Source organism: Stenotrophomonas sp. 89682_Sma, assembly GCF_056481405.1.
Genome location: NZ_CM151147.1, coordinates 440,682 through 466,636 on the forward strand (window position 1 = coordinate 440,682; position 25,955 = coordinate 466,636).

Sequence of the window (25,955 nt, forward strand, 5' to 3'; positions counted from 1 at the left end):
TACCCTCCTCGAATGCTAGTTGGAATATTTATTCCTTTCTCCGGCGAAAGCAAGAATAAATTATTGACCGGTCTCCCGGCCCGTGTTACACAGCCATTACCACCCGCGCTGGGGAAGTGTCGCTGTGGATCCTGCCGTTCGCAAACCGCGTCTGCCTGCTGCTGCCGGCCTGTGTGCCGCGCTGCTGCTGTGGGCGTCGGCCGCGCAGGCGGCGGATGCGCGCAGCAGCCAGCAGCGGGCGCGCCAGACGCAGGTGATCGACCTGATCGACAGCGGTCGTTTCAGCGATGCCGAAGCGCTGCTGGCAACGGCAGGCAATACTGTCGAAGGCGCCTTCCAGCGCGAGCGCATGCGCCGTATCCGCCTGGATTTCAGCCTTGACCAGCAGGCCACCAAGGCCGCCGTGCGTCGCTGGATCCCCGACCTGAGCGACGAGGAATTCGCGCGCTGGGACCAGCTCGGCCTGATCGAACACCTCGATATCGATGGCACGCGCCGGTACTTCAAGCGTGCACCGTCGAACCTGTTCCTGCTCAGCGACGAAGCGCGCGCACGCCGCCGCGCGGATGCACCAATGCCGGCGCCGGGCCCGAACGAAGCGCTCAATGCACACCACGCGCGCGTGGTTGCCGCAGCCGAACAGAGCGGCCAGGCCTGGGTGCTGCCACAGCGCATCGAATTCACCCAGACACTGACGGTGAAAGCCGATACGGTGCCGGCCGGTGAGACCGTACGTGCCTGGATTCCGTACCCGCGCGAGATACCGGGGCAGCAGGAACAGGTGCAGTGGCTGGGCAGCACCCCGGGCAAGGCGCGGGTTGCACCCGCCAGTACCCTTCAGCGCACCGCCTACCTGGAAGCCAAAGCCGTAGCCGGCAAGCCGACCCGGTTCGAGATCCGTTACGCGGTGACGATCTTCGCGCGGCACACCGCGATCGATCCGGCGAAGGTGCAGGCCACGCCGAATGATCCCGCGTTGAAGCCTTACCTGGCCGAACAGCTGCCGCATGTGCGCTTCACCCCCGCGCTGAAGCTGTTCTCCGACCAGGTGCTGCAGGGCGAGACGCGCCCGTATGAAGTCGTGCGCAAGCTGTTCGCCGTGGTCGACCGCATTCCCTGGGCCGGTGCGCGTGAGTATTCCACGCTCAGCAACATCAGCGATTACGCCTTGCGCGCTGGCCATGCCGACTGCGGGCAGCAGACCCTGCTGCTGATCGCGCTGCTGCGCATGAACGGCATTCCCGCGCGCTGGCAGTCGGGCATGGTGTTCTCCGGCGATGGCAGTGGTTACAACAATCTGCACGACTGGGGGCAGGTCTACCTGGCGCCATACGGCTGGCTGCCAATGGACGTGACCACCGGCGCGCTGGCCAGCGATGTACCGGCATTGCGCGACTTCTACCTGGGTGGCCTCGATGGCTACCGCATCGCCTTCAACGACGATTTCGGCCAGCCCTTGGTGCCGGCCAAGCAGCACTTCCGCTCGGAAACGGTCGACTCGCAGCGCGGCGAGGCCGAGTGGGCAGGCGGCAACCTGTACTTCGACCAATGGAGCTACGACTTCCAGTGGCGGGTACTGCCAGCCGGGCAACGCTAGCGCGACACATCGCATTCCACACCATTCAATTCTTGCAGGAGAGAGCAGGGGATGAAGGCTTACAGCATCAAGCGGGCGGCATTGTGCGTCGCCCTCGGGGCGTGTCTGGGCGTAGTGCTGCCCGGCATCGCGATGGCACAGAACGTAAGCGGCGCGGTCGCCGGCCGTGCAACCGCCGGTGACCAGGTCACCGTGGTCAGCAGCAGCACCGGCCTGACCCGTACCGTCACCGTTGGCGCCGATGGCAGCTATCGCCTCGGCCAGCTGCCGGTGGGTGACTACCAGCTGCAGCTCAGCCGCGATGGCCAGAAGCTGGGCGATCAGGTATCGGTGAGCGTTGCCGTCGGCGGTACCACGACGGTCAACCTGGCCAGCGGCGGCGGTGTCACCAACCTGGATGCACTGCAGGTGGTTGGCACACGCGTGATCAACCGCGTGGATGTCTACTCCACCGAAACCTCGTTCAACATCAACCGCCAGGAGATCTCGCGGTTGCCGGTGGCGCAGGACCTGTCTGCGGTCGCGCTGATGGCGCCGGGCGTGGTCGGCGGCAACTCTTCATTCGGTGGCCTGTCGTTCGCCGGTTCATCGGTAGCCGAGAATGCGGTCTTCATCAACGGCCTGAATGTCACCGACATGTATACCCGTCGTGGCTTCAGCACCGCGCCGTTCGCGTTCTTCAATGAATTCCAGGTCAAGACCGGTGGCTACTCGGTCGAGTTCGGCCGCTCCACCGGTGGCGTGATCAATGCCGTGACCCGTTCGGGCAGCAACGAATTCGAGGGCGGTGTTGAAGTCACCGCCGAGCCCAGTGCGTGGCGCGCCAGTGGCGGCGATCATTTCCACCGTGACGGTACTCCGCATTCCTACGGCAGCCGCGACAACAACTCCTTCCTGAAGACCAACGTCTGGGGCTCGGGGCCGATCATCAAGGACAAGCTGTTCCTGTTCGCGATGTACGAGGACCGCAGCGACAAGGGCCACAACACGTCGTCCGATGGCAGTACCTGGTTCAAGAACGATTCCGGCAACGGCTTCTGGGGCACCAAGCTGGACTGGAACATCAACGACAACCACAGCCTGGCGTTGCTGGCGTTCTCCGACGAGGGCGATGTCACCAATGCGTCGTACGGCTACAACTGGAATGCTGACCGGATCGGTTCCTGGGGCGGCGACTCGGTCACCGAGACCGGCGGCCGCAACTGGTCGGCCACCTACACCGGCCACTTCGGCCAGAACTTCACCGCGCGCGCCATGGTCGGCCAGAACAAGCAGCGTGCCTTCACCAACTCGTCGCTGGACCAGGCCTGCAGCCCGGTGTTCACCGACAGCACCTACGGCCCGCGGCTCGGCAAGCTGCAGGGGCTGCGCGCCGGCTGCCACCCGACCGGCGCGGCGGTGGCCGAGCGCGATGACACCCGCGATGTCGCGCGCCTGGACTTCGAATGGCAGCTCGGCGACCACCTGCTGCGCTTCGGTGTCGACCGCGAACTGATGACCACCAAGCAGTCCACCCGTTATCCAGGGCCGACCGAGCTGAGCTACACCGCCTACGTGGCGCGGCCCGGCGATGAAGTGTGGGATGGCGCCAACGCCTACGTACCGGCCGGCGTCACCGAGATGCTGCGTGCTCGCAACCGCCGTTCGGGCGGCACCTTCGAGACCGAGGCCAATGCCTTCTATCTGGAAGACATCTGGAACATCACCCCGAACCTGATGCTGAACCTCGGCGTGCGCTGGGATCGCTTCGAGAACCGCACCGCTGCCGGCAAGGCGTTCATCAAGATGGACGACCTGATCGCGCCACGCGTCGGCTTCTCGTGGGACATGCGCGGCGATGGCAGCACCAAGCTGTTCGGCAACGCCGGCCGCTATTACCTGCCGGTCACCAACAACATCAACGTGAACTTCGCCGGTGGCCTGACCGACGAATACAGCTATTACGTGCTGAACGGCTGGGAACAGAAAACCTCGCCGACCGGTTCGCCGTACATGGCACCGATCGTCGGCCAGCAGATCGGGCCGACCGACACCCGCATGAACACCGGCGGTGCCGACCTGCGCCAGAGCGTGGACCGCGACCTGAAGGCGGTCTACCAGGACGAGTACATCCTGGGCTTCCAGAACATGATCAACCAGGCCTGGTCGTGGGGCGTCAATGCCACCTACCGGCGCATGACCCGCGCGCTGGATGACATCCGCATCAACTACACCCCGTGCGGGCCGACCCCCAGCACGCTGTGGCCGATCGCCAACCCGGGCGAGAGCCTGACGATCTGGGGCGACAAGAGCATCGGTTGCGCCAACGAAGGCTGGATCACCATCGACACCGCCAACAGCGGCTATCGAAAGGGCGGCAGTGGCGAGGTGATCGGTTACTCCAAGCCCAAGCGTACCTACAAGGCGCTGGAGTTCCAGATCGACCGAGCCTGGGACGAGAAGTGGATGTTCAACGCGTCCTATCTGTGGTCCAAGAGCGAGGGCAACTTCGAAGGCCCGGTGAACTCCGATACCAACTACGGCGACACCGGCATGGTGCAGTTCTGGGACCACCCGGCCACCAACGAACGCTATGGCGTGCTGTTCAACGATTTCCGCCATCAGTTCAAGTTGCGTGCCGCGTATGCGCTGAACAAGCAGTGGTCGTTCGGCACCACGCTGCAGGTGCAGTCCGGTGGCCCGATCACCGCTTACGGCGTGATGTGGCCGAACGACTCCATCGCCGGTGGCAGTACCTCCAGTGAAGGCAGCGGTGGTGGCACCGGCTGGCTGTGCGTGGCCAACTGTTCGGGCCCGTACAACCAGCGCCAGTTCGAGTACAGCCCGCGCGGTGCGTTTGGTCGCCTGCCGTGGACCTGGACCATGGGCGCCAACGTGACCTGGCGACTGCCGGTGGAGGGCATCGACCTCAGCGCCCGGTTGTCGGTGTACAACCTGTTCAACAACCAGAAGACCATCAACGTGCACCAGCGCTACGAGGCGCAGCCCGGCCAGTACCGCGAAGCGACGTTCGCTACCGGCACGCGCTGGCAGGCCCCGCGCTATACCCAGCTGGTGGTGACCTGGAACTTCTGAGGCCACGATCCGCGCCGTCCACCGTGACGGCGCAGGCAATGGAGGGACTGCCCGCATGCAGCACCTGCTGATCCTCGCGGCGGCACTGGCCGCACCGTCCGCGTCGTCGGCCGACAGCGCAGCCATCGAGGCCGACATCGCGGCCGTGGTCCAGGCCGAGCATCTGCCCGGGCTGGCGCTGGCGGTGGTCGAGGATGGGCGGGTGGTCCATCGCCATGCAGGGGGCGCGCGCGGCGATGGCGGCCGCATCGACGAGGACACGCTGTTCAAGATCGCGTCCAACAGCAAGGCGATGACCGCTGCGCTGCTGGCGCGACTGGTGCAGCAGGGCAGGCTGCACTGGGATGATCCGGTGCAGCGGCATCTGCCGGGCTTCCGCATGCATGATGCGTGGGTGGGCGAGCAGATGCAGGTGCGCGACCTGTTGATCCACAACAGCGGCCTCGGCCTGGGCGCCGGTGACCTGATGCTGTGGCCGGAGCCGAACGCATTCACCCGTGCCGACATCATCGCCGGGCTGGCGCACCTGAAGCCGGTCAGCAGCTTCCGCAGCCGCTATGCGTACGACAACCTGATGTACGTGGTGGCCGGCGAAGTGGCGGCGGCGGCGGGTGGCAAGCCGTACGACCAGTTGATGCGCGAGCAGGTGTTCGAACCACTGGGCATGACGCGCTGCCAGGTGGGGGCGTGGTCGGTGAAGCGCGTGGGCAACGTGGCACAGCCGCATGCCTGGCGTGGTGAACGCAACGAGGTGGTGAACGCCGATGCTGCGATCAGCCCGGACCTGCCGTCGATGGCGGCGGGTGGCATCCGCTGTTCGCTGCGCGACATGACACGCTGGATGCAGGTGCTGCTCGATCCCGCCCTGGTACCTGACTGGCTGGACAGCACGCAACGCCGCACGCTGTGGACCCTGCACATGCCGATGCCACTGGGTGAGCGCCAGCGGCGCTGGGACAACGCGCATTTCTACGGTTATGGGTATGGCTGGCGGGTGTCGGACATGGACGGGCAGTGGAAGGTGGCGCATACCGGCACGCTGTCAGGCATGTACTCATCGCTGGCGCTGCTGCCCGACCGCAGGGTAGGCGTGGTGATGCTGATCAACGGCGAAGGCGAGGACGCACGCACGGCGCTGATGCAGGCGATGCTGAAGCGCTTCACCGCACCGGACGATGCGCGCCCGGCGATGGAGTACCTGGCCGAACTGAAGGCTGACCAGGCAGCGCAGGCAGCGTCTGGCCACCAACGGCCGGCGACCGCAGCCGCGCAGCCGGCACGCGGCGATGACCTGCCACGTTGGCAGGGTCGCTACAGCGATCCCTGGCTGGGGCCCGCATCGCTGTGCCCGGGCAAGGACGGCCTGCGCTTCAGTGTGGACAGATCGCCGCGGCTGCAGGGGGCCGTGCTGCAACTGCAGGAGCGTTGGCTGCTGCGCTGGGATACGCTGGGCGACAACGCGCAGGCGTGGCTGCAGCCAGGCGAAGGCCCGGCACCGACACTGGCCCTGCGTGCCATCGATCCGGACATCGACTTCAGCTATGACTTCCAGGACCTGCATTTCACTCGTACTGGCGACTGCCCTGGCGGCGACCGCCAACGCCGCTGAACCACCGCGTGTTTCACCCGCCACTGACGCGGCCGACGCCGGGCTGGTGGAGATCCGGTCGGTGGCGCCGCGTATCGACATGGATATCCGCTACGCCGGTGCCAACAACTTCACCGGCGCGCGTGTTCCGGGCTACGAGGCTCCTTCCTGTTACCTGCTGGCCCCGGTGGCGAAAGCGCTGGCGCGGGTGGAACAGGATCTGCGCGCGCAGGGTTTTGCCCTGCACCTCTACGACTGCTACCGGCCAGTGCGCTCGGTGCAGGCCTTCATGGCCTGGGTGAACGACCCGGGCGAACTCTCGCGCAAGGCGCTGCAGTACCCGGACCTGGACAAGCCGCGGCTGCTGGCCGATGGCTACATCGCAGAGCGTTCTGGCCACAGCCGTGGTGCGACGGTGGATCTTGGGTTGCTGGATTGCCGCAGCGGCAGCTGCACGCCGTTGGACATGGGTACCGACTTCGACTTCTTCGGGCCACGTGCGCACACGCAGGCGAGCGGATTGAGCGAGGTGCAGCAGGCAAACCGCCAGCAGTTGGTACGGGCAATGGCGCGCCGCGGCTTCGTGAATTACCCCCAGGAGTGGTGGCACTACACCCTGCAACCCGAACCGGATCCGGGCACCGCGTACGACGTTCCAGTGCGGTAGGGGTATCGGCAGGGCTGCGCCCTGCACCCGCGGTAGTGCCGGCCGCTGGCCGGCAACATCAGACGCAACAGCAACAGCATGCGTTCCGTGGGTTGGCGGGACGGTGCCGGAGTGCGGGGACGCCGTAAATCCGTCCATGGAGGCTTGGCAGCCGCATCCATGCGGCTGACTGATCTGGCCCCCTGAAAACGGACGCCATGAAGCCGTTTCAGGCGGCAGCCCGGCGCTGCCGGGCGTAGTTGTTAGGCGAGCGGTAGCCCAGCGCCGAGTGTAGCCGGGCTGGATTGTAGAAGCCGTGGATGTAAGCAGCGATGGACTGGCTGGCTTGTTCCCTACTGGCGTAAGGCTCGGCAGCCTCTTCTGTCTTGAGCGTCGCAAAGAAGCTCTCGGCCACCGCGTTGTCCCAGCAATTGCCAGGCCGGCTCATGCTTTGGACCACGTCATGGGACTGCAGCAGCTGGCGAAACTGGTTCCCCCAGTACTGCCCACCACGATCTGAATGGAAGATCAGGCCGGGTCGTTGTGGATGCAGAGCCCAAGCATTGGCAAATGCTTTCGCCACCAGCTCTTCAGTCAGGCGCTTGGAAACGCTGTAGCCCAGCACCTGCCGGGTCTGGACGCTGATGACCACGGCCAGATGCAGCCATCCCTGGCGGGTGGGGACATACGTGATATCCCCAACCCACGCCGTCGGTCCGGTTCCGGGGGCAAATTGCCGATCCAGCAGGTTGGGGGCGAGCTGAGATGAGCCGCCGGAGGACTTGGGTCGGAATCGGCCTTTGGTCTTGCCCTGGATTCGCTCCTCGGCCATTAACCGTGCCACGCGCTTGTGGCCGACTGGGTGATTCCTGGCTCGTAAGGCCCTGACCAGCCGACGTCGCCCATAACTGCGCTTGCTGGTCACATGAATGGCCCGAAGCTCGGTACGGAGGGCCGAATCGACATCGCACGTTTGGGCACACTGCCGGCGCAGGTAATCATGGAATCCAGAGACAGAAACCCTAAGAACCCGACACAACAACCTGGTCGGGTAGTGAGTCCTTTGACTGGCGACGAAGGCGTACCTCACTTGGACTCTCTGGCAAAGAACGCCGCCGCTTTTTTTAGGATTTCCCGCTCCATCTTCAGATTGGCGTTCTCGGCCCGAAGGCGGCTGATCTCGCTTTCCAGGTCGGTGGCCGGCCTGCGAGCCTCAGAGGTCAACGACCGGCCAGCACGGACCGCGTCAAGCCAATTTGCCAGCGTCTTGACCGACATCTCCAGCTGACGGGCTGCTGCGGCAGGCCCGAGCGACTCGGCCAACTCCACGGCTTGGTGCTTGAACTCATCGGTGTAGCTACGACGGGTGATACGGGACATAAGGGACCTCCAGGTGCGATCAAAGTATCGCTTCTTGGCGTCCGCTGACGGGGGGCCAGATCAGACACCCCGCACTCCGGCACCGCCCCGCCTCTGACAGTTTCCCGCGCGGTCCGTTGTAGAGCCGAGCCCATGCTCGGCTGCTCCTTGTTCAATCGTCGAGATATTCGATTTCGATGGAGATTCATCCACGCATGGCGTGGATCTACCACCAACCGTCATCAGGAATCTGTCGGAGGTGGGGCGGTGTGGGTGGGCAGGACCGTTGGCGCCATGGATGGCGCCATCGAGCCCCCAGGGATGGGTTTACGGCGTGTCCTGCCTACCCACATCGTCCCGCCAAACCATCAACAGTCCAGAGTCGCTCTGGCTTTGGCTGTTGCTGAAGCCTCGGCAGGTGCAGGGTGCAACCCTGCCGATACCCTTACACTGGCCGCATTCCCACCGCTGCCTACCCGATGAACCTTCCCCTGCACTTCGGCCTGCTCGGCACCCTGGAAGCCGGCGCCATCGCCCTGCTGGTCGGCCTGCTGGTGTACTTCCTGTGGTCGCGGTTGTGCCGGCTGCTGCACTGGTCGATGGGGCATGCCATCGGCTGGGCCTGCGTCATCTCGGTGGTGGCTTCGGCCGGCATCGATGCATGGAAGCTGTTCTACATGGGCATCGTGCGGCTGGAGTCACCGCTGTACGCGCGCATCTTCCTGTCCACCATCCATGATCCGAACGAACTCGGCAGCCGCGTGGTGCTGGAAATCGCCGGCGCACTCGCCGGTGTTGCGCTGGGATGGGTGATGTTCAGTTCGCGGTCATCGGCCCAGACCGCGAATTGACGCAGGTTTTTCGTTCGCTGCCGGTTAAATCCTGGCGCGCTGAATGCGCAGCTTATGAGCCACTCACTTCGCGCTAACCACCGTGCTAAAGCATGTGCGGTGGCGAGTGGTTAATCGCGTGTGTTGATGCCGGTCGCGGCGCAAAATCGATTCAGAAAGGCGGTGGCAGGGTAGGTGCCGTGCGGAGACAACACGCCGCGCAACACCACCCAATCGGTAGGAGACACCCCTGATGACTATTCGCAACCGCAAGCCCCTGATCGCCCTGATCGTCGCCGCCGGCAGCGTGCTGGCCATGCCGGCGATGGCGCAGTCGGCCAAGCAGCAGGCGGCGCATGCGCAGAACGAGGCCGCGCAGGCCCAGCAGGCGGCTGCACAGGCCGGCCAGGCCGCTGACCAGGCGACCAATGCGGCCGCAGCGGCATCGGCGCAGGCCAATGGCGGTGGCCAGACCTGGGCCAGCATCGATACCGATGGCAACGGCACCATCAGCAAGTCCGAGGCGCAGGTGAACGCGGGCCTGGCCCAGGTGTTCGACCAGGCCGATACCAACAAGGACGGCGAGTTGAGCGCCGACGAGTACAAGGCCTACGTGGCTGCCCAGCAGGCCGGCGCCGGCGGCGCAGCCCAGGGTGCGCAGGGCAGGTAAGACCTGCGTCGGGGCGTATGGGAACCCGGGCGGCTTTGGCCGCCCGGGTTTTTTTCGTCACCATGGCCCCTGTATCCTTGCGCGATGAACACCTCCACGCCTGCGCCGTCGCGCGCCATCGGCCTGGTCGGTTTTGACGGTGACGATACGCTGTGGAAGAGCGAGGACTACTACCGCAAGGCCGAGCAGGATTACCTTGACCTGCTGTCGCGCTACGTCGATGTGCATGACACCCAGACCGCACGCCACCTGCTGGAAGTGCAGCAGCGCCATCTGGGCACCTTCGGCTACGGCGTGAAGAGCATGACGCTGTCGATGATCGAAGCGGCCATCGACATCACCGGCCAGCGCATCGACGCGAAGGACATCCAGCGCATCCTCGACATCGGCCACGACACCCTGCGCCACCCGGTCGAACTGATCGACGGCGTGCGCGAGGCGGTGGCCGCCATCGCCGAGCACTACCCGGTGGTGCTGATCACCAAGGGCGACCTGTTCCACCAGGAAGCGAAGATCAAGGTCGCCAACCTGGCCGAGCTGTTCCCGCGCATCGAGATCGTCTCGGAGAAGGATCCGGAAACCTACGCCCGCGTGCTGGCCGAATTCGATCTGCCGATGCAGCGCTTCGTGATGGTCGGCAACTCGCTGCGTTCGGACATCGAGCCGGTGGTCACCCTCGGTGGCTGGGGCGTGCATACCCCGTATGCAGTGACCTGGGCACACGAGACCCAGCATGGTGTGGCCGACGACGAACCGCGCATGGTGACCGCCGACACCGCCCACGATTGGCCGGCTGCACTGGCGGCGATCGAGGCCAAGGCCGCCGCGGCGGCCTGACAGGGTCCGGCGGCTGCGGCAGAATCGGCGCATGAACGTCCGACTGCGCGCGCTGTTGTTGTCCCTGCTGCTGGTGCCGGCCACCGTGCTGGCCCAGCAGACCGCCGAGCGTTCGGCCGCCTACGAGGTGGAGACCGGTGACAGCTGGGTCGATGCCCAGCTGCAGGACATCAACCACTACGCCGAGCGCTACCCCGACGCCTTCCTCGACGAAGTGTCGCGCTATGCCGACGTGCCGCGCGGCTACATCAGCGCGCTGTTCTCCACCCATGGCTGGCAGGCCGGGGACATCTATTTCGCCTGCTTCTGGGCCAAGGCCAGCGGCCAGACCTGCCGCGACAGCGTGCGCGCCTTCAGCCAGGACCCGGACGGCGGCTGGGAGGCGGTGGTGAAGCGCATGCCCACCAAGCCGGACAACCTGCATTACCGCGCCGTGCGCCACGCCATCGTGGCCAGCTACGGGCACTGGGACCGGCCGATCACCCTGGATGCCACCCTCAAGCGCCAGCTCAACCGGTAGTGCCGGCCGCTGGCCGGCAACTGCACTAATCCTGGCATCGAGAGGTTGCCGGCCAGCGGCCGGCACTACCGGTTTCCTTCATGTTGCTCTGCATATCGCCGCCGCCACGCACTCCGGCGACAATACGGGTCCGAGCTGTTCCCCGTTCCCGTAATCGAGTGACTGATGAGCGCCTCTTTCGTTTCGCCTGATGTGATCCGCCGCCTGTTCGCGCAGGCCATGTCCCGCATGTACCGCACCGAAGTGCCGCTGTACGGCACGCTGGTGGAACTGGTGGAGCGGATCAACGCACAGGTGCTGGAGCAGGACCCGGCGCTGGCCGCGCAGCTGCAGCGCAACGACGAGCGTGCGCGCCTGGATGAAGAGCGCCATGGCGCGATCCGCGTCGGCACCGTGCAGGAGCTGGCCACGCTGCGCCGCCTGTTCGCGGTGATGGGCATGTACCCGGTGGGCTACTACGACCTGTCGGTGGCTGGCGTGCCGGTGCACTCCACCGCGTTCCGCCCGCTGACCGGCGCCGCGCTGGCGCAGAATCCGTTCCGCGTGTTCACCTCGCTGCTGCGCCTGGAGCTGATCGAAGACGAAGCGCTGCGTGCCGAATCGGCGAAGATTCTTGCGCGCCGCCGCATCTTCACCGACGGCGCGCTGGCACTGATCGACCAGGCCGAGCGTGACGGCGGCCTGCCGCAGGCCGATGCCGAACGCTTCGTCGACGAAGCGCTGGAAACCTTCCGCTGGCACGGCGATGCCACCGTCGACCTGCCGACCTACCACGCGCTGCACCACGCGCATCGCCTGGTGGCCGACGTGGTCAGCTTCCGTGGCCCGCACATCAACCACCTGACCCCACGCACGCTGGACATCGATGCCGCGCAGGCGGCGATGATCGAACACGGCATGGCGGCCAAGGCGGTGATCGAAGGCCCGCCGCGCCGCGCCTGCCCGATCCTGCTGCGCCAGACCAGTTTCAAGGCACTGGAAGAGGCCGTGCATTTCCCGGGCGGCGAAGGCGGCGATGCCGGCACCCATACCGCGCGCTTCGGCGAGATCGAACAGCGCGGCCTTGCGCTCACCCCGAAGGGCCGCGCGCTGTACGACCAGCTGCTGTCGCAGGCACGCGATGCCGGTGGCGAAGGCAGCACTGGCGGCGACTACGGCCAGCGCCTGCAGGCGGTGTTCGCCAGCTTCCCGGATGACCATGACACGCTGCGCCAGGAAGGACTGGGCTATTACCGCTACCAGCTGACCGACGCCGGCCGTGCCGCGCCCGAGCGCGTGGCGGATCTGCCGGCCGAAGTGCTGGTGGCCACAGGCCTGGCCACGGCCGACCCGATCGTCTACGAGGATTTCCTGCCGGTCAGTGCCGCGGGCATCTTCCAGTCGAACCTGGGCGGCGAAGAACAGCGCGCCTATGCCGCGCACGCCAACCGCGAGGCCTTCGAGCAGGCGCTGGGCGTGGCAGTGAACGACGAGTTCGAGATCTACGAGCGCCTGCAGGCGGAATCGCTGGCGAGCCTGCGATTCGCGTGAAGGTAGAGCCGGCCGCTGGCCGGCTGTTGGGGAAGCCGGCCAGCGGCCGGCTCTACCCGATTCCGTAGCTGGGGTCAGAGCCCTTTCCTGTGGAAAGGGATCCGACCCCCAACGCAATCAGCCCTTCATCGTGCCGGTATCCAGCCAACGCTGGTGCCACGACAGCGCTTCCGGCAGCAGGTGCGGGGTGTGCTTGCCGTAGCTTTCGCGGCTGGCACGGTCGAAGTAATCCTGCAGCTGCGGGCGGAAATCCGGGTGCGCGCAGTTGTCGATCAGAACCTGCGCGCGCTTGCGCGGGGTCAGGCCACGCAGATCGGCCAGGCCCTGTTCGGTCACGATCACCGATACGTCGTGCTCGGTGTGGTCGACATGGCTGGCCATCGGCACGATCGCCGAGATGGTGCCGTTCTTGGCGGTGGATGGGCTCAGGAACGCCGACAGGAACCCGTTGCGGGCAAAGTCGCCGGAACCGCCGATGCCGTTCATGATCCGCGTGCCCATCACGTGCGTCGAATTGACGTTGCCGTAGATGTCCACTTCGATCATGCCGTTCATGCCGATGCAGCCCAGGCGGCGCACCAGTTCCGGGTGGTTGGAGATTTCCTGCGTGCGCATGATGATGCGCTCGCGGTAGAAATCGATGTTTTCCTTGAACGTCTCGTTGGCCTGCGGGCTCAGTGCAAAACCCGTGCACGAGGCATAGCTCAGCACGCCATCGCGCAGCAGGTCGAGCATGCCGTCCTGGATCACCTCGGTGAACGCGGCCAGGTCGCGGAAACCGCTCTTGGCCAGGCCGGCCAGCACGGCGTTGGGAATGTTGCCCACGCCGGACTGCAGCGGCAGCAGGTTCGGCGGCAGGCGGCCCTTCTTCACCTCGTGCTTGAGGAACTCGATCAGGTGCGAGGCGATCTGCTCGCTGGTCGCATCGATCGGGCTGAACGGGCTGTTGCGGTCCGGGCCGTTGGTGCGCACCACCGCCACGATCTTGTCCGGGTCGCAGCGCAGCGCGGTGTCGCCGATGCGGTCGTTGGCGTTCACCAGCGGAATCGGCTTGCGGTGCGGCGGCAGCGCGGTGCCGTAGTAGATGTCGTGCATGCCGTCGACGCCGGCCGGCTGCCATTCGTTGACCTCGACGATCACCTTCTTCGCCAGGTCCAGCCAGGTCTTGTTGTTGCCGACCGAGGTGGAGGGCACCAGCGAGCCATCCTCGCGGATGGCCGAGACTTCGATCACGGCGGTATCGATCTCGCCGTAGAAGCCGAACCACACGTGCTGGGCAACGTGGCTGAGGTGGATGTCGATGTAGTCCAGCTTGCCCTCATTGATGCGGTTGCGCGCATCCGGGTCGCTCTGGAACGGCATGCGCATGGCGATGCCATCGGCTTTGGCCAGCGCGCCATCGAGTTCCGGCGCGGTGGAGGCGCCGGTCATCAGCTTGATCTGGAAAGGGTTGCCCTGGGCATGCACCGCTTCGATGCGGCGGGCCAGTTCGACGGGAACGGCCTTGGGATACCCGGAGCCGGTAAAGCCGCTCATGGCCACGGTTTCACCGGGCTGGATCAGCGCGGCTGCGGCCTCTGCGGAGACCACGCGGTCACGGAGACGCGCGTTGGCGATGCGATCAACAGACATGACGACACGTGTTGCTGGGGGGAATTCCGATTATCGGCCATCCTCATCCGTACGGGGGGTTCTACCTTCGTGGAATGGCTTTTCCCCAGGGGCTCACCCAAACCCGTCGGTTTTGTTTTGCAGTGCAGCGTGCAAAGTGCTTTCGCAGCCCGCACGATGGCCCTGCATCCCGACGTGGGGGAGGGAGCAGAGCCCGCTGGCAGTTCGCTGCAAGCGGGCTTTTTTATTGCCTGTCGCCCAGTATGAATACGCGGCCTCCATTGTCGGTAGTGCCGGCCGCTGGCCGGCAGATCCGATGATGCTGCCGAAGGTTACCGGGGTTGCCGGCCAGCGGCCGGCACTACCGGGTCCGTTGCGCCCCGGCCGGGTCGATACAATCAGTGCATGACCCTCGCCCCCGCTGATCTGTCCGTCTCCCTGCAGCCTCTTGTCGACCGCGCCCTGGCGCGCCTGGCCCAGGTCCTGCCAGAGCCCATCCCGTCCGACCTGCTGCCGTTGCTGACCCGGCTGGCGGTGGCCAGCGACCTCGCCCTGGATACCCTGGTGCGGCAACCGGCCCTGCTGGCGCAGCTGGCCGCGCCCGGCTGCCCGCCGATCCCGGCGCCGGTGCTTGACCCGCTGCAGCCCAGTGATTGGCCGGCACAACTGCGGCGCTGGCGAGCGGCGATGTCCACACGGCTGATCTGGCGCGACCTGGCCGGGCTGGACGACGTGGCGCAGACCCTGGCCGGCGCCACCACCCTGGCCGAGGACTGCCTGCGGCTGGCACTGGAGGCCCTGCAGCAGGAATTCGCCCAGCGCCACGGCGTGGTTCGCGATGGCGAAGGCGTCCCGCAGCAGCTGGTGGTGTTTGGCCTCGGCAAGCTGGGCGGTGGCGAGCTCAACTTCAGTTCCGATATCGACCTGGTCTACGCCTACCCGCACGGCGGCGAATCCGATGGCCCGCGTGCGCTGGCCGCCGAAGAGTATTTCGCCCGTCTCGGCCAGCGCCTGGCCAAGCTGCTGGACGAAACCACCGTCGATGGCTTCAGCCACCGCGTCGACCTGCGTCTGCGCCCGTTCGGCAGCGCTGGCCGCGTCGCACTGTCATTCGCGGCGATGGACCAGTACTTCCAGCGCGAGGGCCGCGATTGGGAACGCTATGCATGGTTGAAGGCGCGCGCGGTGGCCGGCGATATCGAGGCCGGTGAAGCGTGGCTGCAGACCCTGCGCCCGTTCGTGTACCGCCGCTACCTGGATTTCACCGCACTGGACGGCCTGCGCGAGATGAAGGCGGCGATCACCGCCGAAGTCGCGCGCCGTGAACTGCACGAGGACATCAAGCGTGGCGCCGGTGGCATCCGCGAAATCGAGTTCCTGTGCCAGGCGCTGCAGCTGATCCGCGGCGGCCGCGAACCGGCATTGCGCGAACGCCGCCTGCTGGTGGCGCTGGATGGACTGGTGGCCGCCGGACAGATCGCGCCGGAAGATGGCAGCGCGCTGCGCGAGGCCTACCTGTTCCTGCGACGGCTGGAAAACCGCCTGCAGATGCTGCGCGATGCACAGACCCACGTGCTGCCCGGCGATGCACTGGACCGCGAGCGCATCGCCGTCGGCCTCGGCTATCCGGACTGGGACGTTCTGCGCGCGGCACTGGCCGTGCAGCAGCAGCGGGTCAGTACCGAATTCGCCGCGCTGCTCGCACCGCGCAAGGGCCAGGCCGCGCCCGATGCACTGGCCAACTACTGGCGCAGCCTGCCCGACGGCAGCAATGCACCGCTGCTGGCCGAAGCCGGTTTTCTCGATGCCAACGGCGCCGACCAGTCGCTGCGCGATTTCGCCCAGGGCACCGGCGTGAAGTCATTGTCTGATGCCGCGCGTGCGCGGCTGGACCGTGTGCTGCCGGCGCTGCTGCATGCGGCCACGCGTTCGCCCCAGCCCGACGCCGCGCTCAAGCGCGTGCTTGGCCTGCTGCAGGCGGTGCTGCGCCGGACCAGCTATCTCGCGCTGCTGGACGAGCAGCCCAGCGCGTTGGCGCGGCTGGTGGACGTGCTGGCGCGCAGCGCACTGCTGGCCGAACGCCTGGCGGCGTATCCATTGCTGTTGGACGAACTGCTGGACGTGCGCGTGTCCGGGCCGATGCCGGATGCCGCTGGGATGCTGGCCGAGTGCCAGCAGGTGCTGGCGGTGGAGGATCCCGAATCCGCGCTGCGCTGGCTCAACGAGACGCGGCTGGCGCTGAGCTTCCGCATGGCGATGGCCACGCTGGACGGGCGCCAGGGTGCGGTGGACAGCACCCGGCAACTGGCCGAGCTGGCGCAGGCGGTGGTGATCACCGTGCTGGCGATGGCCGAAGCGGACATGCGCGCCGCACATGGCGAGATTCCCGTTGGGCGCTTCGCGATCATCGGCTACGGCAGCCTGGGCGGCCTGGAGCTGGGTTTCGGTTCCGACCTGGATCTGGTGTTCCTGCACGACAACCCGGCCGGCGTGGATGCCAGCGATGGTGCGCGGCCGCTGGAGCCGGGCCGCTGGTATGCGCGCCTGGCGCAGAAGGTGATGGCGCTGCTCGGTGCAGTCACGGCTGCCGGGCGCCTGTACGACATCGACGTGCGCCTGCGCCCGGACGGTGGCAAGGGTTCGCTGGTGTCTTCGCTGGCCAGCTACACCGAATACCAGCGCGAACGCGCATGGACCTGGGAACACCAGGCCCTGGTGCGCGCGCGTGGCGTGGCCGGCGATGCCAGCCTGCTGGCCGATTTCGAACGGGTGCGTGCACAGACGCTGGGGCGCGAGCGCGACATGGGTGTGCTGTATGCCGACGTGCTGAAGATGCGCGGCCGCATGCGCACCGAACTGGACCGCAGCGATGCCGCACGGCTGGACCTGAAGCAGGGTGCTGGCGGCGTAGTGGACCTGGAGTTCCTGCTGCAGACCGGCGTGCTGGCGCGCAGTGCGCAGCATGCGGCGCTGCTGCAGCCACGCGATACGCCGTCGTTGATCGATGCGTTGGCTGGTGTTGGCTTCCTGCCGGAAGACACGGCGCAGGCGTTGCATGGAGCACATGCCACGCTGCTGGACGTTGGCCTGGCCTGCACGCTGGATCGGCGCCCGCGGCTGGCCCCGACCACGCCCGCGATTGACGACGCGTGTGCCGCGATTACGGCAGCGTGCAGAGCCGCGGAGCTGCCGTTCGCCTGAGCGGGGGCAAATGCTGCAACCACTTTGGGTGGGTGCGGACCGTTGGTCGGCACCCACCGGATCAATGGCCCTGAGATGGCCCGCTTCTGGTAGGTGCCGACCGTTGGTCGGCACAATCTGTCGGCAGCGATGAGTTCTGCAGGGCGTGCCGACCAACGGTCGGCACCCACCGGATCAATGGCCCTGCGATGCCTGCTTCTGGTAGGTGCCGACCGTTCGTCGGCACAATCTGTCGGCAGCGATGAGTTCTGCAGGGCGTGCCGACCAACGGTCGGCACCCACCGAATCAATGGCCCTGCGATGCCCGCTCCTGGCAGGTGCCGACCGTTGGTCGGCACAATCTGTCGGCAGCGATGAGTTCTGCAGGGCGTGCCGACCAACGGTCGGCACCCACCGAATCAATGGCCCTGCGATGCCCGCTCCTGGTAGGTGCCGACCGTTGGTCGGCACAATCTGTCAGCGGTGATGAACTCTGATGGAGCGTGCCGACCAACGGTCGGCACCCACCGAATCAATGGCCCTGCGATGCCGCTCCTGGTAGGTGCCGACCGTTGGTCGGCACAATCTGTCAGCGGTGATGAACTCTGATGGAGCGTGCCGACCAACGGTCGGCACCTACCAGAGCATGTGCGGTCAGCTGGTCGCGCGCAGCGGTGCCATCTTCCACAGCAGCGCGCGGAACGGCGCCAGCAGGCACACGCCGATGGCCAGCTTCACCGCCAGGTCGCCGGCGGCCCAGCTCACCCACGGCAGGGCGGAGCCGGCAAACGCGATCGACCAGAAAATGGTGGTATCCACCGTCGCACTGCAGGTGGTGGCCACCATCGGTGCACGCCACCAGCTGCCACGACGCAGGCGGTCGAACACGGTAATGTCCAGCAGCTGGGCCACGATGAAGGCCGAGCACGAAGCAATGGCGATACGCGGCGTGGCCACCCACACCGACAACACCACCGCCACCAGGAAGCCGATCCACGCCACGCGGCGCGCCGGGCCCGGGCCGAAGCGGCGGTTGATCAGGTTGCTGACCAGGAACGCCACCGGATAGCTGAAGGCACCCCAGGTCAGCCAATCGTTGATCGGGTACTGCACCAGTACGTTGGACAGCAGCACCACCGCACCCATCGCCAGTACCGCCAGCACCAGGGCGCGCGGGGTCAGCGGGGCAAAAAGAGGGGCGGGACGCACGGACATGGCGAGCCAGGGGGACAAAGGGGATCGCCCATTATCCGCCCGGCCCGCGCCAAATCCAAAAACGCTCGTTCAGCTTTACAGCGCTTCGCTCATCACATCGCCCGCCGCGTAGGCGGTGGGCACGTAGGCCAGTGCCTGGCCCTGCGCGCTCTTCACGGTCCAGCCGGCACCGGCCTCGGTGGGGTCGAAATGCACCTGCTGGCCGACCACGAAGGCCGCCGTCTGGTCTTCATGCACGCGCGCCGGCCAGCGCAGCGTGGCGGTCTGGTCGGCCTTGTCGGGCACCTGCAGCTGTACCTGGCGTTCGCCCGCCGGCGTGGTCTCCACCTTCTTCACTTCCATCGGCGGCAGCGGCACCGCCTTGGTGCGCTGGGCTCTCTCACGGCGTTCGCTGGCCTTGAACGGCGCCTTCGACAGTTCGGACAGGCCGGCCGATGCGGCAAGGGGCACCGAGACCACGATCACCGAAGTGATCAGCACGCTGGCCTCGCTGCTGTTCAACTGCGGTGCGGCGCCAGCATGGACGGTGGGCACCAGCAGTGCGGAGAGCAGCAGGGCGGAAGCAGGAACGCGCAGGCAACGGAACATGGAGACCTCCTGGTCGGATGGGAAGCGGCGGCTCAGCGCCGGGTATCGAAAATGTCGCGCGGGCCGGTGGCCTCGGGCAGATATTCCAGCGGGCGGCCCTGGTTGTCCTTCACCTGCCAGCCCTGGTCGGTGCCGGTCGGCTCGAAGTTCACGGTCTGGCCCACGGTGAACTGCACGGCGGGATCGCCGGGGCGCTTCGGCCACTGCATCGACGCGGTGTTCTGCGGGTTGTTGGCATCACGCAGCAGTACTTCGCGGCGGCCGTCGACGGTGGTGGCGATGGCGCTCACCTGCATCTGCGGCAGCTTCACCGATGCGCCGTGGCCGGGCGGCAGTCCGGCATCCCGGGCTTCCTTGGCAGCGGCGGCGCGCGCGGAAGCAACCAGGGGCGCGGACATTTCCAGGCTCGGCCCCTGCGGACCCGGGTCCTGCAGGATGATGATGCGGCGTTCGGCATGGGCGGTGTTCGCGCCGAGCAGGCCGGCAATGATCACCATCGACATCAGGGAAACAGGCAGCGGACGCATGTCGTTCTCCTCGCGGGATTCAGGGCGTGGCGGCAGCAGCACCGGCCACCGGCACATGGGGGATCACCAGTTCCTGCTGCAGCTGGCTGCGCTGGTGCAGGAAGTCGAATACCGATTCCACCGTCACCACCGAATAGTTGCCGGAAATGCGTTCGCCGGCGGGGTGGTCGGTGGTGGTGGCGTTTGCAATGAACAGGCGCGCACCCACGCGCTTGCCCAGGCCGATATGCAGCACACTGGGCTGGTACTTCCGCTGGCGCAGCCACTGCTGCGCCTGTTCGCGCTTGACGATGGCCGGCGCACCGTCGGCCTGTGCCATCGCTGCCGCCAGCACCTCCAGTACCCACTGGTTGGAGTTCTGGTAGTCGGTGGCGAACGGGTAGGCGACCACGTTGTACCTGGTCTCGTGCAGCGCCTTGGGCTGGATCGACGGCGACACCAGCATCGCCTTCAATGCAGCACGCAGCGGCGCCGACGGCACGCCGATGCGCAGGTCGGTATGGCCGCCGCTCTCGCCGACGAAGTTGCCCAGGCCTTCGTGGAACAGCTGCGAGCTGTCGGTCTTGCAGCGGTTGAGCAGGTGCATCGCACGCCAGCGGCCATCGTCCTCGCGCAGCAGGAAGGCCAAGTGGCTGTGTCGCAGGCCGTATCGGCTCAGGTCCTGGCCACCGCGCGCGGCGACCACCACGTCTACATCGGGCAGCGCATCCAGGCGCTCGGCGGTAGTCCAGGCCACGTCCAGCATCGCCGCCTGCGAGGCGACGCTGGGGTAGCGTTCGCGGCATTCGGTGCTGTTGGCCCATGCGGTCGCGGTCGCCAGCAGGCTGGCGATCAGCAGGGCGGCGCGGGGCAGGCGGGAGAAACGATCCATGTCGATACCTTCAACGGCGGGCAGGCCCGCGCGCCGATCATACGCCGCTCAGCGCAGCGGGCGGTCCACGCCCTTGCGCTTGAGTTCCCTGTCGCAGGCGTCGCTGATCGGGGCGATTGGCAGCGGTGGGCGCTCGCCAGTCTTAGGATCGCGCAGCGCCGGCTGTTCGCGGTAGGCGTCCAGCTGCTGCTGGCACTGGTAGGAAATCGGGTCCAGCTCAGTGGGCGCGGTGGAGCAGGCAGCGAGCAGGGCCAGCGGCAGCAGGAGCAGGGTGCGCATGAAGACGTTCAGCGTGATGGGGGAAGCTGGACTCTAACCGTGCAGCCGGATTCAAATGTTCAGAAATCGCTGCGCACCCGGGTAACGGAGTGCCGGAGCAAGTCGTGGGCTTGGGCCATGTCGCGGGGCCTGGGCCGCGGCGGGGTAGAGTCGACTGTTAGTCGACTATCGCGCGCAGCGCGGGGTTTTCAGCGGTATCGCAAACAGCAGTCGACTAACTGTGATCTCTCTGTACGTTGTTCATCCGGGGCATCTTTGGAAAATGGTGGTTACCACACCGTTCCAGCCCCCAAAGAGCCCGGATGAACAATCATAAAAATGCCCGTTTGACGACGTTTAGTCGAGCGCTTCTGGTCCACCGTATCCTCCACGAGGGCTTACGCCCGGAAGAAGCAGCTCAAGCGTGTGGCGTAAGTGTGCGTACGGCCTACAAGTGGCTGGCCCGATTCCGCCAGTTCGGGGCACCGGGGCTGGAAAACCGCAGCTCACGGCCTCACCAGACGCCGCATGCCACACCTGCTCCGGTAGTCGAGCAGATCAAGGAGCATCGCCGTAAGCGGCAGACCTACCTGACCATCTCCAAGGCGCTGGGGGTCGGCCACAGTACGATTTCAAGGCTGATGCGCGCCCACGGCCTCAATCGGCTGTGTCGGCTTGATCCGCCCAAGGAGGTCATCCGATACGAATACGATCAGCCCGGAGGGCTGCTGCACCTGGACATCAAGAAGCTGGGCAACTTCCAGCGGCCAGGGCACAGAACCGATGCCAAACGCCGGGGAAATACCGCTGGCGGTGGCTGGGGCTACGTCCACGTGGCCATTGACGATCACTCCCGGGTCGCCTTCAGCAGCGTCCACCCCAACGAACAGGGCGAAACCGCCTGCCAGGCGTTGCTGGGCGCTCTGGAGTACTACGCCAGCCTGGGAATCACCTTCAAGCGGATCCTGACCGACAACGGTGCCTGCTATCGCTCCACCGCCTTTGCCAAGCTGCTCAAATCCCTTGGGATCAAGCACATCAGAACCAAGCCCTACACGCCGCGGACCAATGGCAAAGCCGAGCGCTTCATCCAGACCAGCCTGCGCGAGTGGGCTTACGCCTGCGAGTACGCATCCTCGGACCAGCGCAATTCCGTGTTGAGCCAATGGCTGCACCACTACAACTGGCACCGTCCCCATATGGCGATCGGCGGCCAGCCACCTATCTCCAGAGTGCCGCTGAACAACGTAGTGGGTTTACACAACTAACAGTCGACTCTACCCGGTCGGCTCCTTTCCCGGGTCATTGCGCACGCCCCAGCCGCGCTTTCACTTCCGCCGCCACCCGCGCGGTCTCGCGCAGTGGTTCGATGCGGTCGTACTGCCAGTCCAGCCAATGCGCCTGCAGCCGCCCGCGCTCGCGCAGCTGCTGCTGGAAGCGCGCCAGCCGGCCTTGCGCGGTATCGGCCAGCGCCACCATCACCGGCATGCGCGTGGCGCAGGCTTCAGACAGCAGGTTCACCGAATCGGGCGAGACCACCACGCGGTTGGCCCAGCCGAGCAGGCCGCCATAAGGATTCGTACCGTCGCCGCCGTCGCCCCAGATCACATGCGGCAGGTCGGCGAACGTCGCGCGCAGGATCTCGGCCAACGCCGGCGGCGTGCGTCGCGAGGTGGTCGCCAGCAGGCTGCCGCCTTCGCTGCGGATCTGCCCGGCCAGCGCCTGGAACACGCCCACCATCGCCGTTTCATCCCACGGCGCCAGCGGCGTCGGTCCACCGACAAGCAACGCGGTGCGCGGGCCGGGCAAGGTACTGAAGCCGGCGAACGCGGCGCGGCCCCAGGCCAGCCAGTCGTCGTCCACCGGGTTGAGGCTGCCGAGCAGGGTCAGCACGTTGCTGCCACGCAGGGCATCGTGTTCGGGCACCACCACCACATCCCAGTGGCGTGCGCCGATGCGAGGGTCGAGGATCTGCACCACCTGGCTGCCACGTGCCCGCAGGACGCGCAGTGCGCCGGCGGCCTGGCGGCCACAGCCGATCGCCAGCGCCGGGGCCTCGGCAGCCAATGACGCGAAAGCCTCGCCATAGCCGTTCACATCACCCGGCAGGCGCCGCGGCGACAGCCAGCGCCAGGGTGCGCGGGGCTGCAGGACCAGCGGTCGGTGGGCGCCCTGGCGCAGCGCCGAGGCCAGCGCGACCGCCTGGCGGACATTGCCCGCACGGCCGTCAGTGACCGTCCATGGCGCGCTCGATCGTTTCACCATTGGCATTAATTCGTTTCAGCCCTGCTGGGTGTTGCAACAGTCGCGACACTCTACACTGCGGCTCGTCGTTTCGCCCCGCGCCGCCCGCGGGCACTGACTTCCCTTAGCCGCCCTGGAGATCCACCGATGTCCCACGCGCTCGACGCTGCTGCCCTCGACCAGCTGTTCCGTACTGCCCGCACCCAGAATGCCTTCCTCGACAAGCCGGTCCCGGCCAGCCTGCTGCAGGAACTGTACGACCTGGTGAAGTGGGGCCCGACCGCCGCCAACACCACGCCGGCCCGCTTCGTCTTCGTCACCTCGAAGGAAGCCAAGGCCAAGCTGGCCCCGGCTCTGTCCGAAGGCAACCACGACAAGACCATGGCTGCCCCGGTCACCGCCATCATCGGCTTCGACCTGGACTTCCACGAGAAGCTGCCGTACCTGTTCCCGCACACCGATGCCAAGGCCTGGTTCGACGGCCCGCAGGAAGGCCGCCACGAAGCCGCCCTCCGCAACGGCAGCCTGCAGGGCGCCTACCTGATCCTGGCCGCACGCGCGCTGGGCCTGGATGCCGGCCCGATGTCCGGCTTCGACCCGGCCAAGGTCGACGAAGCCTTCTTCGCCGGCACTTCGATCAAGTCGAATTTCCTGGTCAACCTGGGTTACGGTGACCCGGCGGGCCTGTTCCCGCGTCTGCCGCGCCTGTCGTTCGACGAAGCGGCGCGCATCGCGTAAGTCGTTGTATCGGTTTCGGGCCTGCTGTCCCGTGGCAGGCTCTTGCTGCACCGTGTACCCACCCTACGATCCGGAGAGTTCCTCAGATGAGCGCCACCCGTAAACTGCTGCTGCCGCTGGCCCTGACCCTGGCCATCGCCGCCTGCTCCAAGCCGGCCGACACCGCTGCCCCGGCCGCCGATGCCGCCGCCCCGGCCACCACCGAGCAGGCCGCCACCCCGGCCGCCGATGCCGCCGCTGCCGCGCCGGCCGCCGAAGCGATCAAGATCGCCTCGGGCACCTACAAGCTGGACCCGACCCACACCGACGTGCTGGCCCAGTGGAGCCACTTCGGGTTCTCGAACCCGAGCGCGCACTTCGGCAACGTCGAAGGCACCCTGGTGTACAACGCCGAAGACGTGACCAAGTCCACCGTGGAAGTGAAGCTGCCGCTGAGCGGCCTGAACAGCTTCACCGCCAAGTTCGACGAGCACCTGAAGAGCGCCGATTTCTTCGACGCCGCCAAGTTCGCCGATGCCACCTTCAAGAGCACCAAGGTGGAAGCGGCCGGCACCAACAAGCTGACCGTCACCGGCGACCTGACCATCAAGGGCATCACCAAGCCGGTCACCCTGGACGTCACCGTGAACGGCGGCGGCGAGCACCCGATGGCCAAGGTTCCGGCCGCCGGCTTCGATGCCACCACCACGCTGAAGCGTAGCGATTTCGGCGTCGGCGCGTATGCCCCGAACGTCAGCGATGAAGTGAAGATCCGCATCACCACCGAAGCCACCGGCGAAAAGCCGGCTGCTTGATGCATCCAACTCACTCGTCGTGAGAAGGCAGAAGGCCCGCTGAAAAGCGGGCCTTCTTTTTTGGGGAATGCGATCCGCGTCGCCGGCGCGCGCAAAACCTGCACTGCGGGGAAAACCTGCACTGCGTGGAAAACCTGCGCTGCGCGGAAAATCTGCGCTGCGCGGAAAACCTGCACTGCGCGGAAAACCTGCGCTGCGCGGAAAACCTGCGCTGCGCGGAAACTCCGCACTGCGCGGAAAACCTGCTTTGGTAGAGTCGACTGTTAGTTGTGTAAACCCACTACGTTGTTCAGCGGCACTCTGGAGATAGGTGGCTGGCCGCCGATCGCCATATGGGGACGGTGCCAGTTGTAGTGGTGCAGCCATTGGCTCAACACGGAATTGCGCTGGTCCGAGGATGCGTACTCGCAGGCGTAAGCCCACTCACGCAGGCTGGTCTGGATGAAGCGCTCGGCTTTGCCATTGGTCCGCGGCGTGTAGGGCTTGGTTCTGATGTGCTTGATCCCAAGGGATTTGAGCAGCTTGGCAAAGGCGGTGGAGCGATAGCAGGCACCGTTGTCGGTCAGGATCCGCTTGAAGGTGATTCCCAGGCTGGCGTAGTACTCCAGAGCGCCCAGCAACGCCTGGCAGGCGGTTTCGCCCTGTTCGTTGGGGTGGACGCTGCTGAAGGCGACCCGGGAGTGATCGTCAATGGCCACGTGGACGTAGCCCCAGCCACCGCCAGCGGTATTTCCCCGGCGTTTGGCATCGGTTCTGTGCCCTGGCCGCTGGAAGTTGCCCAGCTTCTTGATGTCCAGGTGCAGCAGCCCTCCGGGCTGATCGTATTCGTATCGGATGACCTCCTTGGGCGGATCAAGCCGACACAGCCGATTGAGGCCGTGGGCGCGCATCAGCCTTGAAATCGTACTGTGGCCGACCCCCAGCGCCTTGGAGATGGTCAGGTAGGTCTGCCGCTTACGGCGATGCTCCTTGATCTGCTCGACTACCGGAGCAGGTGTGGCATGCGGCGTCTGGTGAGGCCGTGAGCTGCGGTTTTCCAGCCCCGGTGCCCCGAACTGGCGGAATCGGGCCAGCCACTTGTAGGCCGTACGCACACTTACGCCACACGCTTGAGCTGCTTCTTCCGGGCGTAAGCCCTCGTGGAGGATACGGTGGACCAGAAGCGCTCGACTAAACGTCGTCAAACGGGCATTTTTATGATTGTTCATCCGGGCTCTTTGGGGGCTGGAACGGTGTGGTAACCACCATTTTCCAAAGATGCCCCGGATGAACAACGT

Annotated in this window: 24 protein-coding genes; 14 read left to right on the forward strand and 10 right to left on the reverse strand. The window is 66.2% G+C overall.

Going from position 1 to position 25,955, the window contains the following annotated elements; all coding sequences use genetic code 11:
• Positions 1–124 precede the first annotated feature (124 nt).
• From ACZK29_RS01985 to ACZK29_RS02000, 4 genes are read left to right on the forward strand one after another with little or no spacing between them, the layout of a single operon-like run.
• Positions 125–1,597 (forward strand): transglutaminase-like domain-containing protein, encoded by a 1,473-nt coding sequence (locus ACZK29_RS01985; protein WP_478446582.1) that lies wholly within the window; start codon positions 125–127, stop codon positions 1,595–1,597.
• A 51-nt stretch (positions 1,598–1,648) separates the two neighbouring features.
• Positions 1,649–4,672, forward strand: a complete 3,024-nt coding sequence (locus ACZK29_RS01990; protein ID WP_478446583.1) for a TonB-dependent receptor — start codon at positions 1,649–1,651, stop codon at positions 4,670–4,672.
• 55 nt (positions 4,673–4,727) lie between these two features.
• Positions 4,728–6,281: a serine hydrolase domain-containing protein gene (locus ACZK29_RS01995; protein WP_478446584.1), complete on the forward strand. Its 1,554-nt coding sequence runs from the start codon at positions 4,728–4,730 to the stop codon at positions 6,279–6,281.
• On the forward strand, positions 6,214–6,927 hold the full coding sequence (locus tag ACZK29_RS02000; protein ID WP_478446585.1) for a M15 family metallopeptidase: 714 nt from the start codon (positions 6,214–6,216) through the stop codon (positions 6,925–6,927). Before ACZK29_RS01995 ends, ACZK29_RS02000 begins: the two co-directional genes overlap by 68 nt.
• A gap of 208 nt (positions 6,928–7,135) precedes the next feature.
• Here ACZK29_RS02000 and ACZK29_RS02005 read toward each other — a convergent pair whose 3' ends face one another.
• Together ACZK29_RS02005 and ACZK29_RS02010 are read right to left on the reverse strand one after the other, a co-directional pair.
• Positions 7,136–7,996: an IS3 family transposase gene (locus ACZK29_RS02005; RefSeq protein ID WP_111202687.1), complete on the reverse strand. Its 861-nt coding sequence runs from the start codon at positions 7,994–7,996 to the stop codon at positions 7,136–7,138.
• Complete coding sequence (locus ACZK29_RS02010; RefSeq protein ID WP_006388655.1) at positions 7,993–8,286, reverse strand: transposase; 294 nt, start codon at positions 8,284–8,286, stop codon at positions 7,993–7,995. The genes ACZK29_RS02005 and ACZK29_RS02010 overlap by 4 nt, the downstream gene beginning before the upstream one ends.
• 458 nt (positions 8,287–8,744) lie before the next feature.
• Between ACZK29_RS02010 and ACZK29_RS02015 the strand changes: the two genes are divergently transcribed.
• From ACZK29_RS02015 to hglS, 5 genes are all read left to right on the forward strand, one after another.
• On the forward strand, positions 8,745–9,116 hold the full coding sequence (locus ACZK29_RS02015; RefSeq protein WP_049432879.1) for a hypothetical protein: 372 nt from the start codon (positions 8,745–8,747) through the stop codon (positions 9,114–9,116).
• A 232-nt stretch (positions 9,117–9,348) separates the two neighbouring features.
• Positions 9,349–9,765 (forward strand): EF-hand domain-containing protein, encoded by a 417-nt coding sequence (locus ACZK29_RS02020; protein ID WP_111173661.1) that lies wholly within the window; start codon positions 9,349–9,351, stop codon positions 9,763–9,765.
• 84 nt (positions 9,766–9,849) lie between these two features.
• On the forward strand, positions 9,850–10,602 hold the full coding sequence (locus ACZK29_RS02025) for an HAD family hydrolase (protein ID WP_111113189.1): 753 nt from the start codon (positions 9,850–9,852) through the stop codon (positions 10,600–10,602).
• A gap of 31 nt (positions 10,603–10,633) precedes the next feature.
• Positions 10,634–11,122 carry a hypothetical protein gene (locus tag ACZK29_RS02030; protein WP_164147360.1) on the forward strand — a complete coding sequence of 163 codons (489 nt, stop codon included), beginning with the start codon at positions 10,634–10,636 and terminating at the stop codon, positions 11,120–11,122.
• 165 nt (positions 11,123–11,287) lie between these two features.
• A complete protein-coding gene (hglS, locus tag ACZK29_RS02035) occupies positions 11,288–12,652 on the forward strand; it encodes a 2-oxoadipate dioxygenase/decarboxylase HglS (RefSeq protein WP_164147361.1) in 1,365 nt (454 codons plus the stop codon).
• 117 nt (positions 12,653–12,769) lie between these two features.
• Here hglS and ACZK29_RS02040 read toward each other — a convergent pair whose 3' ends face one another.
• Positions 12,770–14,284, reverse strand: coding sequence for an acetyl-CoA hydrolase/transferase family protein (locus ACZK29_RS02040; RefSeq protein ID WP_005407828.1), 1,515 nt, complete (start codon positions 14,282–14,284; stop codon positions 12,770–12,772).
• A 384-nt stretch (positions 14,285–14,668) separates the two neighbouring features.
• On the opposite strand from ACZK29_RS02040, the gene glnE reads away from it, so the two are divergent.
• Positions 14,669–17,464 carry a bifunctional [glutamate--ammonia ligase]-adenylyl-L-tyrosine phosphorylase/[glutamate--ammonia-ligase] adenylyltransferase gene (glnE, locus tag ACZK29_RS02045; RefSeq protein WP_478446586.1) on the forward strand — a complete coding sequence of 932 codons (2,796 nt, stop codon included), beginning with the start codon at positions 14,669–14,671 and terminating at the stop codon, positions 17,462–17,464.
• Between the two features lie 633 nt (positions 17,465–18,097).
• Here glnE and ACZK29_RS02050 read toward each other — a convergent pair.
• The 5 genes from ACZK29_RS02050 to ACZK29_RS02070 form a co-directional block, all read right to left on the reverse strand.
• Positions 18,098–18,658 (reverse strand): queuosine precursor transporter, encoded by a 561-nt coding sequence (locus ACZK29_RS02050; protein ID WP_005407830.1) that lies wholly within the window; start codon positions 18,656–18,658, stop codon positions 18,098–18,100.
• Between the two features lie 75 nt (positions 18,659–18,733).
• Complete coding sequence (locus ACZK29_RS02055) at positions 18,734–19,246, reverse strand: hypothetical protein (protein WP_164147363.1); 513 nt, start codon at positions 19,244–19,246, stop codon at positions 18,734–18,736.
• 32 nt (positions 19,247–19,278) lie between these two features.
• Positions 19,279–19,773: a hypothetical protein gene (locus ACZK29_RS02060; RefSeq protein WP_005407832.1), complete on the reverse strand. Its 495-nt coding sequence runs from the start codon at positions 19,771–19,773 to the stop codon at positions 19,279–19,281.
• A gap of 19 nt (positions 19,774–19,792) precedes the next feature.
• On the reverse strand, positions 19,793–20,644 hold the full coding sequence (locus tag ACZK29_RS02065; protein ID WP_478446587.1) for a DUF2145 domain-containing protein: 852 nt from the start codon (positions 20,642–20,644) through the stop codon (positions 19,793–19,795).
• A gap of 48 nt (positions 20,645–20,692) precedes the next feature.
• On the reverse strand, positions 20,693–20,923 hold the full coding sequence (locus ACZK29_RS02070; protein ID WP_049443513.1) for a hypothetical protein: 231 nt from the start codon (positions 20,921–20,923) through the stop codon (positions 20,693–20,695).
• 302 nt (positions 20,924–21,225) lie between these two features.
• Here ACZK29_RS02070 and ACZK29_RS02075 point away from each other — a divergent pair, with 302 nt between their 5' ends.
• The gene (locus tag ACZK29_RS02075; RefSeq protein ID WP_478446312.1) at positions 21,226–22,170 is read left to right on the forward strand and encodes an IS481-like element ISStma3 family transposase; all 945 of its coding nucleotides are present in this window, start codon (positions 21,226–21,228) and stop codon (positions 22,168–22,170) included.
• A gap of 34 nt (positions 22,171–22,204) precedes the next feature.
• Here the strand turns inward: ACZK29_RS02075 and ACZK29_RS02080 are convergent, their stop codons facing one another.
• A complete protein-coding gene (locus ACZK29_RS02080) occupies positions 22,205–23,167 on the reverse strand; it encodes a mitochondrial fission ELM1 family protein (RefSeq protein ID WP_111204236.1) in 963 nt (320 codons plus the stop codon).
• Positions 23,168–23,293: 126 nt separating this feature from the next.
• Between ACZK29_RS02080 and ACZK29_RS02085 the strand changes: the two genes are divergently transcribed.
• The 3 genes from ACZK29_RS02085 to ACZK29_RS02095 all read left to right on the forward strand — a co-directional run bounded on the left by ACZK29_RS02085 (position 23,294) and on the right by ACZK29_RS02095 (position 24,932).
• A complete protein-coding gene (locus ACZK29_RS02085; RefSeq protein ID WP_005407836.1) occupies positions 23,294–23,884 on the forward strand; it encodes a malonic semialdehyde reductase in 591 nt (196 codons plus the stop codon).
• Positions 23,885–23,970: 86 nt separating this feature from the next.
• Complete coding sequence (locus ACZK29_RS02090) at positions 23,971–24,678, forward strand: YceI family protein (RefSeq protein ID WP_005407837.1); 708 nt, start codon at positions 23,971–23,973, stop codon at positions 24,676–24,678.
• A 125-nt stretch (positions 24,679–24,803) separates the two neighbouring features.
• The gene (locus tag ACZK29_RS02095) at positions 24,804–24,932 is read left to right on the forward strand and encodes a hypothetical protein (protein ID WP_478446588.1); all 129 of its coding nucleotides are present in this window, start codon (positions 24,804–24,806) and stop codon (positions 24,930–24,932) included.
• Positions 24,933–24,941: 9 nt separating this feature from the next.
• Here ACZK29_RS02095 and ACZK29_RS02100 read toward each other — a convergent pair whose 3' ends face one another.
• On the reverse strand, positions 24,942–25,886 hold the full coding sequence (locus tag ACZK29_RS02100) for an IS481-like element ISStma3 family transposase (protein ID WP_478446312.1): 945 nt from the start codon (positions 25,884–25,886) through the stop codon (positions 24,942–24,944).
• Positions 25,887–25,955: the final 69 nt, after the last annotated feature.